This is a genomic window from Streptomyces sp. NPDC000594, from assembly GCF_040299965.1.
Taxonomy (GTDB): Bacteria; Actinomycetota; Actinomycetes; order Streptomycetales; family Streptomycetaceae; genus Streptomyces.
In genome coordinates this window covers 22,519-35,376 of the sequence record NZ_JBEPCY010000041.1, presented here as the reverse complement: position 1 = coordinate 35,376, position 12,858 = coordinate 22,519, and the positions used below count along the sequence as shown (strand labels likewise).

General features: G+C 72.1%; 12 protein-coding genes and 1 other RNA gene. 11 read left to right on the top strand and 2 right to left on the bottom strand.

Going from position 1 to position 12,858, the window contains the following annotated elements:
- Positions 1-95: 95 nt before the first annotated feature.
- Positions 96-287: a hypothetical protein gene (locus ABT354_RS33550; protein ID WP_351500883.1), complete on the bottom strand. Its 192-nt coding sequence runs from the start codon at positions 285-287 to the stop codon at positions 96-98.
- Between the two features lie 267 nt (positions 288-554).
- Here ABT354_RS33550 and ftsE point away from each other — a divergent pair, with 267 nt between their 5' ends.
- From ftsE to ssrA, 5 genes are all read left to right on the top strand, one after another.
- Entirely contained in the window at positions 555-1,244 is a 690-nt protein-coding gene (gene ftsE / locus ABT354_RS33545; RefSeq protein WP_351500881.1) for a cell division ATP-binding protein FtsE, read from the top strand.
- A gap of 83 nt (positions 1,245-1,327) precedes the next feature.
- Positions 1,328-2,245, top strand: a complete 918-nt coding sequence (ftsX, locus tag ABT354_RS33540) for a permease-like cell division protein FtsX (protein ID WP_351500879.1) — start codon at positions 1,328-1,330, stop codon at positions 2,243-2,245.
- A 123-nt stretch (positions 2,246-2,368) separates the two neighbouring features.
- A complete protein-coding gene (locus tag ABT354_RS33535; RefSeq protein ID WP_351500877.1) occupies positions 2,369-3,535 on the top strand; it encodes a S41 family peptidase in 1,167 nt (388 codons plus the stop codon).
- Positions 3,536-3,569: 34 nt separating this feature from the next.
- Entirely contained in the window at positions 3,570-4,088 is a 519-nt protein-coding gene (gene smpB, locus ABT354_RS33530) for an SsrA-binding protein SmpB (RefSeq protein ID WP_351500875.1), read from the top strand.
- Positions 4,089-4,222: 134 nt separating this feature from the next.
- Positions 4,223-4,618, top strand: a transfer-messenger RNA (tmRNA) gene (gene ssrA / locus ABT354_RS33525).
- Between the two features lie 47 nt (positions 4,619-4,665).
- On the opposite strand, the gene ABT354_RS33520 is transcribed toward ssrA, so the two are convergent.
- Positions 4,666-4,869 (bottom strand): hypothetical protein, encoded by a 204-nt coding sequence (locus tag ABT354_RS33520; RefSeq protein WP_351500873.1) that lies wholly within the window; start codon positions 4,867-4,869, stop codon positions 4,666-4,668.
- Between the two features lie 84 nt (positions 4,870-4,953).
- On the opposite strand from ABT354_RS33520, the gene ABT354_RS33515 reads away from it, so the two are divergent.
- The 6 genes from ABT354_RS33515 to ABT354_RS33490 all read left to right on the top strand — a co-directional run bounded on the left by ABT354_RS33515 (position 4,954) and on the right by ABT354_RS33490 (position 12,537).
- On the top strand, positions 4,954-5,886 hold the full coding sequence (locus ABT354_RS33515; protein ID WP_351500871.1) for a LysR family transcriptional regulator: 933 nt from the start codon (positions 4,954-4,956) through the stop codon (positions 5,884-5,886).
- 225 nt (positions 5,887-6,111) lie between these two features.
- The gene (locus tag ABT354_RS33510; protein WP_351500869.1) at positions 6,112-7,350 is read left to right on the top strand and encodes a serine hydrolase domain-containing protein; all 1,239 of its coding nucleotides are present in this window, start codon (positions 6,112-6,114) and stop codon (positions 7,348-7,350) included.
- A 235-nt stretch (positions 7,351-7,585) separates the two neighbouring features.
- The gene (locus ABT354_RS33505; protein WP_351500867.1) at positions 7,586-8,188 is read left to right on the top strand and encodes a CGNR zinc finger domain-containing protein; all 603 of its coding nucleotides are present in this window, start codon (positions 7,586-7,588) and stop codon (positions 8,186-8,188) included.
- A 287-nt stretch (positions 8,189-8,475) separates the two neighbouring features.
- Complete coding sequence (locus tag ABT354_RS33500) at positions 8,476-9,069, top strand: sigma-70 family RNA polymerase sigma factor (RefSeq protein ID WP_351500865.1); 594 nt, start codon at positions 8,476-8,478, stop codon at positions 9,067-9,069.
- Positions 9,066-9,989 carry an anti-sigma factor family protein gene (locus ABT354_RS33495; protein ID WP_351500863.1) on the top strand — a complete coding sequence of 308 codons (924 nt, stop codon included), beginning with the start codon at positions 9,066-9,068 and terminating at the stop codon, positions 9,987-9,989. Before ABT354_RS33500 ends, ABT354_RS33495 begins: the two co-directional genes overlap by 4 nt.
- Before the next feature lie 160 nt (positions 9,990-10,149).
- Positions 10,150-12,537 carry a HelD family protein gene (locus ABT354_RS33490; protein WP_502983548.1) on the top strand — a complete coding sequence of 796 codons (2,388 nt, stop codon included), beginning with the start codon at positions 10,150-10,152 and terminating at the stop codon, positions 12,535-12,537.
- Positions 12,538-12,858: the final 321 nt, after the last annotated feature.

The following is a 12,858-nucleotide window of genomic DNA, read 5'->3' as shown; positions in this document are numbered from 1 at the left end:
GAGCCCCGGGCGTCCGGAGCGCACACGCACAGCACCGAGGCGCCGTACCCAGCGTGGGTACGGCGCCTCGGTGACGTGTGGTGCGAGCCGATTCGCTACGCGGTACGCGCGGCGAGCACGCTCAGTGCCGCCAGCAGGACGATGAGCAAGGTCAACAGCATCGCGGGGTTCAGCCCCCCGAACGGGCCCTGCTGCTGCATCCGCTCGCGGTTGGCCCGGCAGACCGGGCAGCGGCCCTCGGAGACCGGGGCCGCGCAGTTGGCGCACACCAATCGGTCGTAGGTCATGCGCTCTCCTCCTCCCGCGCGCCGGAGCCGCAGACGCGGACCGTGAGCACAGTTCTCCTCTGACAACGCTCAGGGAAACCCGACTGTTCCCCTACCACTGTGCCAGCTCCCGCGCTTTTCGGCGCGGCCCCCGGCGGCCACCACCCGCCCAGGTGATCCACTTCCGTCCCGGTGGACAATCCGCGCAACCCAGACCGGTGCCTGCGGTCGGGAGTCACCTTCGCGTAGTGTCACGCACACCTACTCCCGGCCTCCCGTGGTGCACCCGTGATCCGATTCGACAACGTCTCCAAGAGTTACCCGAAGCAGAACCGCCCCGCCCTGCGCGATGTCTCGATAGAGATCGAGAAGGGGGAGTTCGTCTTCCTCGTGGGGTCCTCCGGTTCCGGCAAGTCCACCCTCCTCCGGCTGATCCTGCGAGAGGAGCGCGCCTCCACCGGTCTGGTGCACGTCCTCGGCAAGGATCTCGCCCGCCTCTCCAACTGGAAGGTGCCGCACATGCGGCGCCAGCTCGGCACGGTCTTCCAGGACTTCCGGCTGCTGCCGAACAAGACCGTCGCCGAGAATGTCGCCTTCGCCCAGGAGGTCATCGGCAAACCCCGGGGTGAGATCCGCAAGGCCGTGCCCCAGGTGCTCGACCTCGTCGGGCTCGGCGGCAAGGAGGACCGGATGCCCGGCGAGCTGTCCGGTGGTGAGCAGCAGCGGGTGGCCATCGCCCGCGCGTTCGTCAACCGGCCCATGCTGTTGATCGCCGATGAGCCCACCGGCAACCTCGACCCGCAGACCTCGGTCGGCATCATGAAGCTGCTGGACCGGATCAACCGGACCGGGACCACCGTGGTCATGGCCACCCACGACCAGAACATCGTCGACCAGATGCGCAAGCGCGTGATCGAGCTGGAGCAGGGCCGTCTCGTACGTGACCAGGCCCGCGGCGTCTACGGCTACCAGCACTGAGCGGTCCCCCGCACCGGGCCCCCGGGGCACCCCGTGCCGACGGGGCACGAGCAGCAAGCGCAAGGAAAGGCTGAACGCACGCGATGCGCGCCCAGTTCGTACTGTCGGAGATCGGCGTCGGTCTCCGCCGCAACCTCACCATGACCTTCGCGGTCATTGTCTCGGTGGCCCTCTCGCTGGCGCTCTTCGGTGGTGCCCTGCTGATGAGTCAGCAGGTCAACACGATGAAGGACTACTGGTACGACAAGGTCAACGTCTCCATCTTCCTCTGCAACAAGAACGACGCGACGACCTCCCGCTCCTGCGCCAAGGGGGCCGTCACCGATCAGCAGAAGCACCAGATCAAGGCCGATCTGGAGAAGCTGGAGGTGGTGGAGACCGTCCACCACGAGACCGCCGAGCAGGCGTACAAGCTCTACAAGAAGCAGTACGGCGACACCGGGATCGCCGCCAGCATCACCCCCGACCAGATGCAGGAGTCGTTCCGGGTGAAGCTCAAGGACCCGGAGAAGTACCAGGTGGTCGCCTCCGCCTTCGCCCAGCGGGACGGGGTGCACCAGGTCCGGGACCAGCGGGACATCCTGGAGCATCTGTTCTCGCTGATGAACGGCATGCGGATCGCCGCGCTCTGTGTCATGGGGCTGATGCTGGTGATCGCGATGATGCTGATCGTCAACACCGTGCGCGTCTCGGCGTTCAGCCGCAGGCGTGAGACGGGGATCATGCGGCTGGTCGGCGCGTCCAGCTTCTACATCCAGATGCCGTTCATCATGGAGGCGGCCTTCGCCGGACTGCTGGGCGGCGCGGTCGCCTGTGGATTCCTGCTGCTGGGCCGGTACTTCCTGATCGACAACGGTCTCGCGCTCGCGGACAAGATGCAGTTGGTCAACTTCATCGGCTGGGACGCGGTCCTCACCAAGCTGCCGCTGGTGCTCGCGATCGGTCTGCTGATGCCCGCGCTCGCCGCCTCGATCGCCCTCCGCAAGTATCTGAAGGTCTGATCCGCGGGCCCCTGAAGGGGTCCACCGGGCCCCCGCGCAAGGGTCCGACGATGTGACAAGCGCCCGGGGCGCCGTACCGTCGACCACGGTACGGCGCCTCACTCAGGCCCTAGACTCGTCGCCATGCCGGGCCCGGATCCCCTCAGCCACCGGCCCCGCAGCCTGGGCCGCGGGGCCGTGCTGACGCTGGTGTTCGCCACCGCGCTGGCCGCCGGAGCCGCCACCGACGCCCTGCCCCGGGAGGGCGCCACGGACAGGCTCGTCCCCGCCGCCCGCCCCGCCGGGGATCCGGCCCCGGTCGATCAGCGGGAGGTGGCACGTGCCGCCGCCGAGGCGGTGGCCGACGGCAAGTCGGGTACGGAGGCGGCCCAGGACGTGGTCCGCCGCGGCGGTGACCACTGGGGCGCGGTCTACGACGAGGACGAGTACGAGGAGTTCCGCCAGGCTCTCGACGGCCGGTACACCGGGGTCGGGCTCTCGCCCCGCCGCTCCGGGGACGGCGCCGTCGAGGTCGCCCGGGTGCAGCCGGGCGGCCCCGCCGACCGGGCGGGCATCCGCCCCGGCGACCGGCTGCGGGAGATCGACGGCCGGGCGGTGGACCGCCGCCCGGTGACCGAGGTGGTGGCGCTGCTGCGCGGCGACCGGAGCACCCGGGTCGATCTCGCGCTGGAGCGGGCGGGCCGGGGCTGGACCCGTTCGCTGACCCGGGCCACGCTCTCCACCGAGTCCGTCACCGTCCGCCGGCTCGACCGGGGGGCGGTCCTGATCCGGGTCGCCGCCTTCACCACCGGATCGGGGGAGCGGGTACGGGAGGCGGTGCGCCGGGCCCCCGCCGGTGCGGGGATCGTCCTCGACCTGCGGGGCAACAGCGGCGGACTGGTCCATGAGGCCGTCGCCGCCGCCTCCGTCTTCCTCGACGGCGGTCTGGTGGCCACCTATGACGTACGCGGTGCGGAGCGCTCCCTGTACGCGGAGCCCGGCGGCGACACCGAGCGCCCCCTGGCCGTCCTGGTCGACGGCGGCACCATGAGCGCGGCTGAGCTGCTCACCGGAGGGCTCCAGGACCGTGGCCGGGCGGTCACCGTCGGTACCCGGACCTTCGGCAAGGGATCGGTCCAGATGCCGAGCAGGCTCCCCGACGGCTCGGTGGCCGAGCTGACCGTGGGGCACTACCGCACCCCGGCGGGGCGGGGGGTCGACGGCACCGGGATCACCCCCGACCTCCCGGCCGCCGAGGACGCGGAGGAGCGGGCCCGCGCGGTGCTCGACGGGCTCGGGACAAGCCGGTAAACCTCTTGCGCCGGGGTGCGAAAATAAACGCACTATGGCTACGGACAAGACAAAGGCCAAGAGCAAGGCCAAGGACGAGGGTCGCAAGCTGATCGCGCAGAACAAGAAGGCGCGACACGACTACCACATCATCGACACCTATGAGTGCGGCCTGGTGCTGACCGGCACCGAGGTGAAGTCGCTGCGCCAGGGCCGGGCGTCGCTCGTGGACGGCTTCGTCCAGATCGACGGCCACGAGGCGTGGCTGCACCATGTGCACATCCCGGAGTACACCCAGGGCACCTGGACCAACCATGCCGCCCGCCGCAAGCGGAAGCTGCTGCTCCACCGGGCGGAGATCGACAAGCTGGAGGCCAAGCTCCAGGACGCCGGTCACACCATCGTGCCCCTGGTGCTCTACTTCAAGAGCGGCCGGGCCAAGGTGGAGATCGCGCTGGCCAAGGGCAAGAAGGAGTACGACAAGCGGCAGACCCTGCGGGAGCGCCAGGACCGGCGCGAGGCGGACAAGGCGATGTCGGCGGTACGGCGGCGGCAGCGGGCCGCCGGCTCCTAGAGGCCCCCACCGGCTCCCGGCCACGACGGCCGGCGGCGCGCCCGGCCCCGTCAGGGGGAAATGGCTGGCACCGGACCCGGCCGGTCACGTACGATGGCAACGTCCCGCATCGCCGGGGCTTGAAAAATCAACATGGGGATGATCGGTTTCGACAGCGGATGTCGAGGCAGGGGAAGCGAGCCGAGGAAGCGGCAATGATCTCGTAAACCATATGTCGCAAACAATAATCGCCAATTCTAAGCGCGATAACTCCGAAGCCTTCGCCCTCGCTGCCTAATAAGCAGTAGAGCGAACCTTCATCTATGGAGCGTCAGCCCGGGGATCGATCCCGACCCGGCCCCTGGCGTCAGCTAGGGATCTTTACCTCTAGTCCCGGTCACGGGGGCTGGTAGGGAAAACAAACAGTGACTGAGCCCGTCGGAGACTTGTTCGCGTGATCTCCGGGGCTGAGAAAATCGTAGCGAACTGCGCTCGGAGAAGTCCTGGTTCCGCACCGTTGGACGCGGGTTCGATTCCCGCCATCTCCACTCATCCCATGTGGGCACAGGCCCGGCTGTCACGGACAGCCGGGCCTTTGTCATGCCCGCCCCCTGGTCATGAGCCGGGCGCACACCTGAAGAATCCGGCGGCGGTACGGGCCAGGGGGCCGGTTCTGGGTCCGGGTCCGGGCCCGGCGGTCGGGGGCCTCCTCGAAGCGGGGCACGGGCACCGGGCCCGCGGCGGTCAGTCCCAGCAGGGGCGGCCGTGAGCTGTTCATCGGCATGGGCATCGGTGTCGGCATGGCTCCACCCTCCCCGTGAGCCCTCGACGGGGTCCAACACCTCTTCCGTGCCCATTGACGCACCCCGGTTGTAAATTACGGCCCATGCACCGCGACCTCGACCCCCGGCTGCTGCGCGGCTTTCTGGCCGTCGCCGAGGAGCTGCACTTCACCCGGGCCGCCGTCCGGCTCCACCTCGCCCAGCAGGCGCTGAGCCGCGATGTGCGGCGGCTGGAACGGGAGCTGGGCGCCGAGCTGTTCCTCCGTACCACCCGCCAGGTGGCGCTCACCCCCGACGGGGAGCGACTGGTCCCGCACGCCCGCCGGGTGCTCGCCGCCCAGGAGGAGCTGGCCGCCGCCTTCGCCGGGCCGGCCCGGCCGCTGCTGGTCGACCTCAACACCGAGGGCATGGTCTCCGGCCGGGTGCTGGCCCGGGCCCGGGAACTCGCCCCGGACGAGGAGCTGATGGCCCGTTTCGAGTCGGGCCTCACCGGTGCCGCCGCCGAGATCGCGGCCGGCCGGATCGATGTCTCCTTCGGGCTCTTCGGCGGCCTCGAACCCGCCCTGCGCGCCCCCCTCTCCCACCGGATCGTGCGGTACGAGCCCCTGGCGGTGATCCTCCCGGACGGCCATCCGCTCGCCGCCGGGGACAGCGTGCCCATGGCGGCGCTGGCGGGCGAGACCGTCTACGCGGGCGCGGGCAACCCCCGTACCGCCGAGTGGACCACCGCCGCCCGCAGGCTGCTCGACCGGTACGGCATCGCTCTCGCGCCGCCCGCCCCGATGACGGTCGGTGTGGAGGAGTTCCGCCGGGTGATGGCACGGACCCGCCGCCCGGTCCTCGCGGTGGTGGACTTCCCCGCGCCCCCGGGGTGCGTCCTGCGCCCGCTGACCGACCCGGTCCCGCTCGCCCCGCTCTCCCTGGTCTGGCGGCGGGGGCTGCGCCATCCGGGCCTCACCGCGCTCACCCGGGCCGCGGCCGAACTCGCCCGGGAGGAGGGCTGGCCGGAGCGGGAGGCCGGGGAGCCCCTGGAGTGAGGGACCCCGTCCGGTACACCGGTACCCCGGGGAGCACCCGGGAGGCCGGGATGACCCCGGGACCCCCGAGGAGCGAGGGCGCCCGCCCCGCCGGGAATTCACTCCGGTCCGCCGGGAAATCACTCTCCGGGATGCAACCCGGCACCCCCTCCCGGGCGTATAGGTGGTGCCCGGTCCTGATCGCGGACCCGGGCACCACCTCGTACAGCACTGGGAGAAACACACATGGTCTCAGCCACGGTGATCAGGGGTACGGCGCTCGGCGCGGCCCTGCTGTCCCTCCTCACGCTCCCCGCCCACGCGGCGGACGCCCCCGCGCCCCGGGACCGGGCGGCGGCGGGCAGCCAGGCGGGCGCCCTGGCGGCACCCGACCCCACCGCGCTGCGGGCGGCGCTGAAGGCCGCGCTCGCCGCCGGCGCGCCCGGCGCCATCGCCCGGGTCCAGGACGGGGAGGCCGTCCACACCCTCGCCGAGGGGATCGCCGACCGGGCCACCGGCCGCTCGATCACCGTGTCGGACCGCTTCCGGGCCGGCAGTGTCACCAAGACCTTCACCTCGGTGGTCCTGCTCCAGCTGGTGGACGAGGGCGAACTCAGCCTGGACGCCCCCGTGAACGACTATCTGCCCGGCGCCGTGGACCCCCGGATCACCGTCCGCCATGTGCTCAGCCACCGCAGCGGGCTGTACGACTACACCAACGACATGTTCGCCCTCACCGTTCCCGGCTTCGAGGCGGTGCGCAACCGCGTCTTCACCAACCAGGAGCTGCTGGACCTCTCCCTGGCCAAGCCGCTGACCGTGCAGCCCGGCGGCGCGTACGCGTACTCCAACACCAACTTCGTGGTCGGCGGGATGCTCATCGAGAAGATCACCGGCAACCCCATCGGGGACGAGTACCGCAGCCGGATCCTGAAGCCGCTCAGGCTGGTCGACACCCTCTATGTCCACCCCTCCAACGCCATGCCCGGCTCGCACACCAAGGGCTATCTCCGTCCCGACGAGGCCGGTGCCCCCCTGGTGGACTCCACCCGGCAGACCGCCTCCTGGGCCCAGGGCGCGGGCGCGATGATCTCCAGCACGCGTGATCTCAACACCTTCCTCTCGGCGCTGCTCCAGGGCCGCCTCACCTCCGCCGCGAGCCTGGACGAGATGCGCCGCTGGACGCCGGTGAACAGCACCCAGGGGTACGGGCTCGGCCTCCGCCGCCGCGATCTGAGCTGCGGGGTCTCGGTGTACGGACACACCGGCACCGTCCAGGGCTACTACACCTTCGCGTTCACCTCCGGCGACGGGCGCCGCTCGGTCACCGCCGTCGCCAACACCTCCAACAACGGCACCGTGCTCAACACCCTGCCGCGCACCCTGGAGGCCACGTTCTGCGGTACGGCCACGTCCGCGCGGACGGCCCGGACGGCGCAGCCCGCGGAGCGCGAGGACATCGCGCCGGATGTGACCCGCCGCTGACCGGAGCCGGAGCGTGTGCCGGAGCCGGAGCCGGAGCCGGAGCCGGAGCCGGAGCGTGAGCCGGGGCCACCACCACCGCGGGGGCCGGGGCCGGGTGCCGCGCCGGAGTCCCGCCGGGGAGGGGGTTCCGGCCCACCGCCGCCTTGGGCACTCTGGTGGGTGGAACCCAGCACCACCCGGCCAGGGCACCCCGGCAGTGACTCCCGTGCAGCGACCTTGAGGCGGTGACAGGCGCATGGCGACGGATGCGACCGGTACGACGGCGGTCCACGACTGGCGGTTCGACGCGGGCCGCCTCTGCCTGGATCTGATGGCGACCTCGGGGCCGCCCGGCCCCGAGCCGCTGGCCGGCCCCGGCCGCCTCGGACATTGGCTGCTCGGCGCCGGACTGCTCCCGGACGGCACCCCGGTGGGCGGTGTCGACGGCCCCTGGGTCGACCGCTTCGTCGCCCTGCGGGGCTCGATCGACCAGGTGGTCCGCGCCCAACTGGAGGGCCGCGGCGCCGAGTCCGCCCTCGACCGGGTGAACGCGGCGGCCTCCGGGGCGCCCCCGGCGATCCGGGCGGTACGGGACGAGAGCGGCACCCTGGTCCGGGCCCCGCTCGCGGCGCCGGTCTGCGGACCGCTGCTCGCGGCGGTCGCCCGGGACACGGTCGAGCTGCTGACCGACCCGGGCGCCCGCGGGCGGCTGCGCCAGTGCCAGGGGGAGGGCTGCCCGCGGATCTATCTCGACACCTCCCGGGGTCGCCGCCGCCGATGGTGCTCCAGCGAGGTCTGCGGCAACCGCGAGCGGGTGGCCCGGCACCGCCGCCGGGCCGCCGGGCTCGCCCGCGCCTGATACCCCCGACCACCCGGTTTCCGGCCCTCCTGCGGCGTTTCCCGGCCGCGCCCCGGCGTTTCCGACCTGTTCCTCGTACATCCATTTCCGGTCCTTCGTGCCCGCTCCCGGAGCCCGTCCCCGCCGGCGTCCCGACCCCGCGCGCTACTGAATCGCACGTCAGCGCGGGTACCGGAAAAGTCTTCGGAGATTTTTGGCCTCCTGTTGAGTCGGCCGCCCGTCCGCCCCGTAGTGATGGGGGACAGCAAGGCGGCCCAGAACGCCGAATCAGGGTCTCGACCGGGAGGTTGCAGGTGCGCAAGGATGCCGCCGTGGCCGATGACCGTCCGCAGAGGACCCGGCATCGCAGCGAGAAGTCACGCAGTCAGACCTCGGAACCAGACGAGGAATTGATGCGCGCGCTCTATCGCGAACATGCGGGACCTTTGCTCGCCTATGTGCTGCGTCTCGTCGCCGGTGACCGACAGCGGGCGGAGGACGTGGTGCAGGAGACGCTCATCCGTGCCTGGAAGAACGCCGGTCAGCTCAACCGTGCTACCGGCTCTGTCAGACCCTGGCTGGTGACGGTCGCGCGCCGTATCGTCATCGACGGTCATCGCAGCCGGCAGGCCCGGCCGCAGGAGGTCGACCCGTCGCCGCTGGAGGTCATTCCCGCGGAGGATGAGATCGACAAGGCGTTGTGGCTGATGACGCTCTCGGATGCGCTCGACGATTTGACCCCCGCCCACCGGGAAGTACTTGTCGAGACGTATTTCAAGGGGCGTACGGTCAATGAAGCGGCCGAGACACTCGGCATACCCAGTGGGACGGTGCGCTCCCGGGTGTTCTACGCGCTCCGTTCCATGAAGCTCGCACTGGAGGAGAGGGGGGTCACCGCATGACCATGCCCGAGCAGGAGTCCGTGCACGATGCCGTGGGCGCGTATGTGCTCGGGATCCTCGACGAAGCGGACGCCTCCGCGTTCGAGGAACACCTGGCGGGGTGCGATGTCTGCGCCCTTCATCTGGAGGAGTTCTCCGGGATGGAGCCGATGCTGGCGATGCTGGCCGAGGCACCGCTCGCGGAGAGCACCCCCGTACCGCCCTCGAATGTGGTGGGACTCCCCGGAGCGCTCCCCGGCCTCTCCGGACCCTCCGGCCCACCCGGGCAGCTTCCCGGGCAGTTCCCCGGGCCGGCACCGTCGGTCGCCGGACGGGAGCGGGCGGTGCCCCGGGAGGACGCCGCGCCGCGCTCCGTCCCCCTGGTGCCCGGACCGCCCGCCCCCCGGGTGCTGGACTCCCTGCTGGACGAGGTCGCCGCCAAGCGCGCCGCCCGCCGCAGACGCGGCATGTATCTGGTCGCCGCCGCGGCGGCCCTGGTCATCGGCGGGCCGCTCACCGTCCTCGCCGCCACCTCCGGCGGCGGCGAGCGCGACGACCACGCGGGGCACTCCGGTTCGCCCGCCCGGGACGCCTTCTTCGAGGACATGGAGGAGAAGGTCACCGCCACCGACCCGGCCACCCGGGTCGAGGCGACCGTCGGCACCGAGAAGAAGGGCTGGGGCACCCACGCCGTCCTGGAGCTGAAGAATGTGAAGGGCCCGCTGAAGTGCAGCCTGGTCGCCGTCTCCACCAGCGGTGAGGAGGAGGTCGTGACCTCCTGGGCGGTACCGAAATGGGGGTACGGCATCAAGGACAGCACCCACAAGCCGTCCCAGGACCCCCTCTATGTCCACGGCGGGGCCGCCATGAACCGCTCCGACATCGACCGGTTCGAGGTGCGGACCTTCGACGGACAGAAGCTCGTGGAGGTCGACGCCTGACAGATTCGCCCCCTTCGCGTACGGTTGGCGGCTGCCCAGTGCACGTCAGAAGGGGGCCTCGGTGGCCGCGCAGGAAGCCGCTGTCGACGCTGTCGACTCCGTCGATCCGTCCGGGGAGTCCAGGAAGTCCGGGGCACCCGGGGTATCCGGTGCATCCGGGGTGTCCGGGGAGGACAGCCCCCGGACGGAAACCGGGGGCACGGCCCCCGGCACCGACCGGGACACGGTCCGGGACCAGGAGATCGCCGTCGAGCAGACGCATCTCGACCGGGTCTACCGCCGACTCGAAGAGAAGATCGGCGACGCGGAGTTCCTGATGCGGGACGCCGCCCGGCTCGGCCAGGTCGGCACGCCCGGCGCGCTGGCCGAGCGGGACGCCCAGGTCTTCCGGGCCGGCGCCCACCTCAGCCGGCTCAACAACGAATTCGAGGACTTCCTCTTCGGCCGGATCGATCTGCTGCCCGGCAAGGACGGGGCCAAGGGCCCCGACGGCGCCTACACCTCGGTGGAGCCCGCCGACGACGCGGTGCGCCCCGACAACACCGCCGATATCGCCGAGACCCTGCACATCGGCCGGATCGGGGTGCTCGACGCCGAGTACGCGCCCCTGGTGATCGACTGGCGGGCACCCGCCGCCGCGCCCTTCTACCGCTCGACGCCGGTGGCACCCGGCCGGGTGGTACGCCGCCGGGTGATCCGCTCCAAGGGCCGCCGGGTCCTCGGGGTCGAGGACGATCTGATGCGTCCCGAGCTGACCGCCCGGCTCGGCGGCGCGGAGCTGCCGGTGATCGGCGACGGCGCCCTGATGGCCGCCCTCGGCCGGGCCCGCAGCCACACCATGCGGGACATCGTCGCCTCCATCCAGGCCGAGCAGGACCTGGTGATCCGGGCCCCCGCCGCCTCCGTCACCCAGGTGGAGGGCGGCCCCGGCACCGGCAAGACCGCGGTGGCCCTGCACCGCGCCGCCTACCTCCTCTACCAGGACCGGCGGCGGTACGCGGGCGGCATCCTCATCGTCTCGCCCACCCCGCTGCTCGTCGCCTACACCGAGGGCGTGCTGCCCTCGCTGGGCGAGGAGGGCCAGGTGGCGATCCGCGCGGTCGGCAGCCTGGTCGACGGGGCCGAGGCCACCGTCTACGACGAGCAGGCCGTGGCCCGGGTCAAGGGCTCGTCCCGGATGCTGGCGGTGCTGCGCAAGGCCTCCCGGGGCGCGCTGGAACGCCCCAGGCCCACCGTCACCGTCGAGGACGGCCAGCTCACCCTGGGCGACGACACCCCCGGGACCCCCGAGCGGCTCCGGGTGGTCGTCTTCGGGCGGCGGGTGGAGCTGGACGCCGACGATCTGCGGCGCATCCGGAACACCGCGCTGAGCGGCACCGCCCCGGTGAACCTGCTCCGCCCGCGCGCCCGCAGGCTGCTGCTGGACGCCCTGTGGTCGCGTTCCGGCGCGTCCGGACGGCACACCGATCCGGAACTCGCCGCCGAGCTGCGCTCCTCCTTCGACGAGGATGTGACCGGCGAGGACAGCTTCCGGATCTTCCTGGACGAGTGGTGGCCCGAGCTGACCCCGCGCGGGGTGCTCGCCGCGATGGCCGACGAGCGGCGGCTCGGACGGTGGGCCCGCCGGGTGCTCAACCCGGGGGAGGTCCGCCGGCTCGCCCGTTCGCTGCGGCGGGTGGGCACGGACGGCACGGGTCCCCTCTCGGTCCACGATGTGGCCCTGCTGGACGAGCTCCAGTCGCTCCTCGGGGTGCCCGCGCGGCCCCGGCGCAAGCGGGAGATGGATCCGCTGGACCAGCTCACCGGGTTGGAGGAGCTGATGCCGCAGCGCGAGGAGACCCAGCGGGAGCGCGCGGAGCGGCTGGCGGCCGAGCGGACCGAGTACGCCCATGTGATCGTGGACGAGGCCCAGGACCTGACCCCCATGCAGTGGCGGATGATGGGCCGCCGGGGCCGGCACGCGACCTGGACGGTGGTCGGGGATCCGGCGCAGTCGTCCTGGCCGGAGCCCGAGGACGCGGCCCGGCTGCGGGACGAGGCCCTGGGCACCCGGCCCCGGCGCCGCTTCCGGCTCACCGTGAACTACCGCAACCCGGCCGAGATCGCCGAGCTGGCGGCGAAGGTGCTGGCCCGGGCGATGCCCGGGGCCGAGTCCCCGTCGGCGGTCCGCTCCACCGGGGTGGTGCCCCGCTTCGCCGCCGTGGGCGGCCGGGAGCTGGGCGCGGTGGTACGCGCCGAGGCGGCGCGGCTGCTGGAGCGGGTGGACGGCACGGTGGGCGTGGTGGTCGCCATGGGCCGCCGGGCCGAGGCGGCCCGCTGGCTGGAGGGGCTGGGCGAGCGGGTGGTGGCGCTCGGTTCGCTGGAGGCGAAGGGGCTGGAGTACGACGCGACGGTGGTGGTCTGCCCGGCGGAGATCGCCGACAACACGGCGGTGGGGCTGCGGGTGCTCTATGTGGCGCTGACCCGGGCCACCCAGGAGCTGACGGTGATCGCGGGCGGCCGGGACAGACCGGACGCCGCCGGGGTCCCCGAGCTGTTGCGGGACTGATCCGCCGGACCCCCGGGGGATCGGATCCCCCGGGCCTCCCCGGCCCCGCGCTCCCGCGCGGCCCCGGTGGGGCCGTCCGGGTCATCACGGCGCTGACGCGATGTCAACCCGGCGTGGGGGAATCGCATACCGGGGTGGTTTGTTAGCCTGGGTGTGGCACCGGCCCGATCCAAGCCCCCGGGCCCAACCTTCGTCGCTTCGAGCGACCTTCCGCCGCGAGGCGAGCATGGCGGGTCGGTGTCACTACAAGCGTTTCTTCAGGTCCATGTCGCAGTCTCTGCGGCATGGACCTGTCGTGGTTTCCGGACCCCGGCCCGTCCC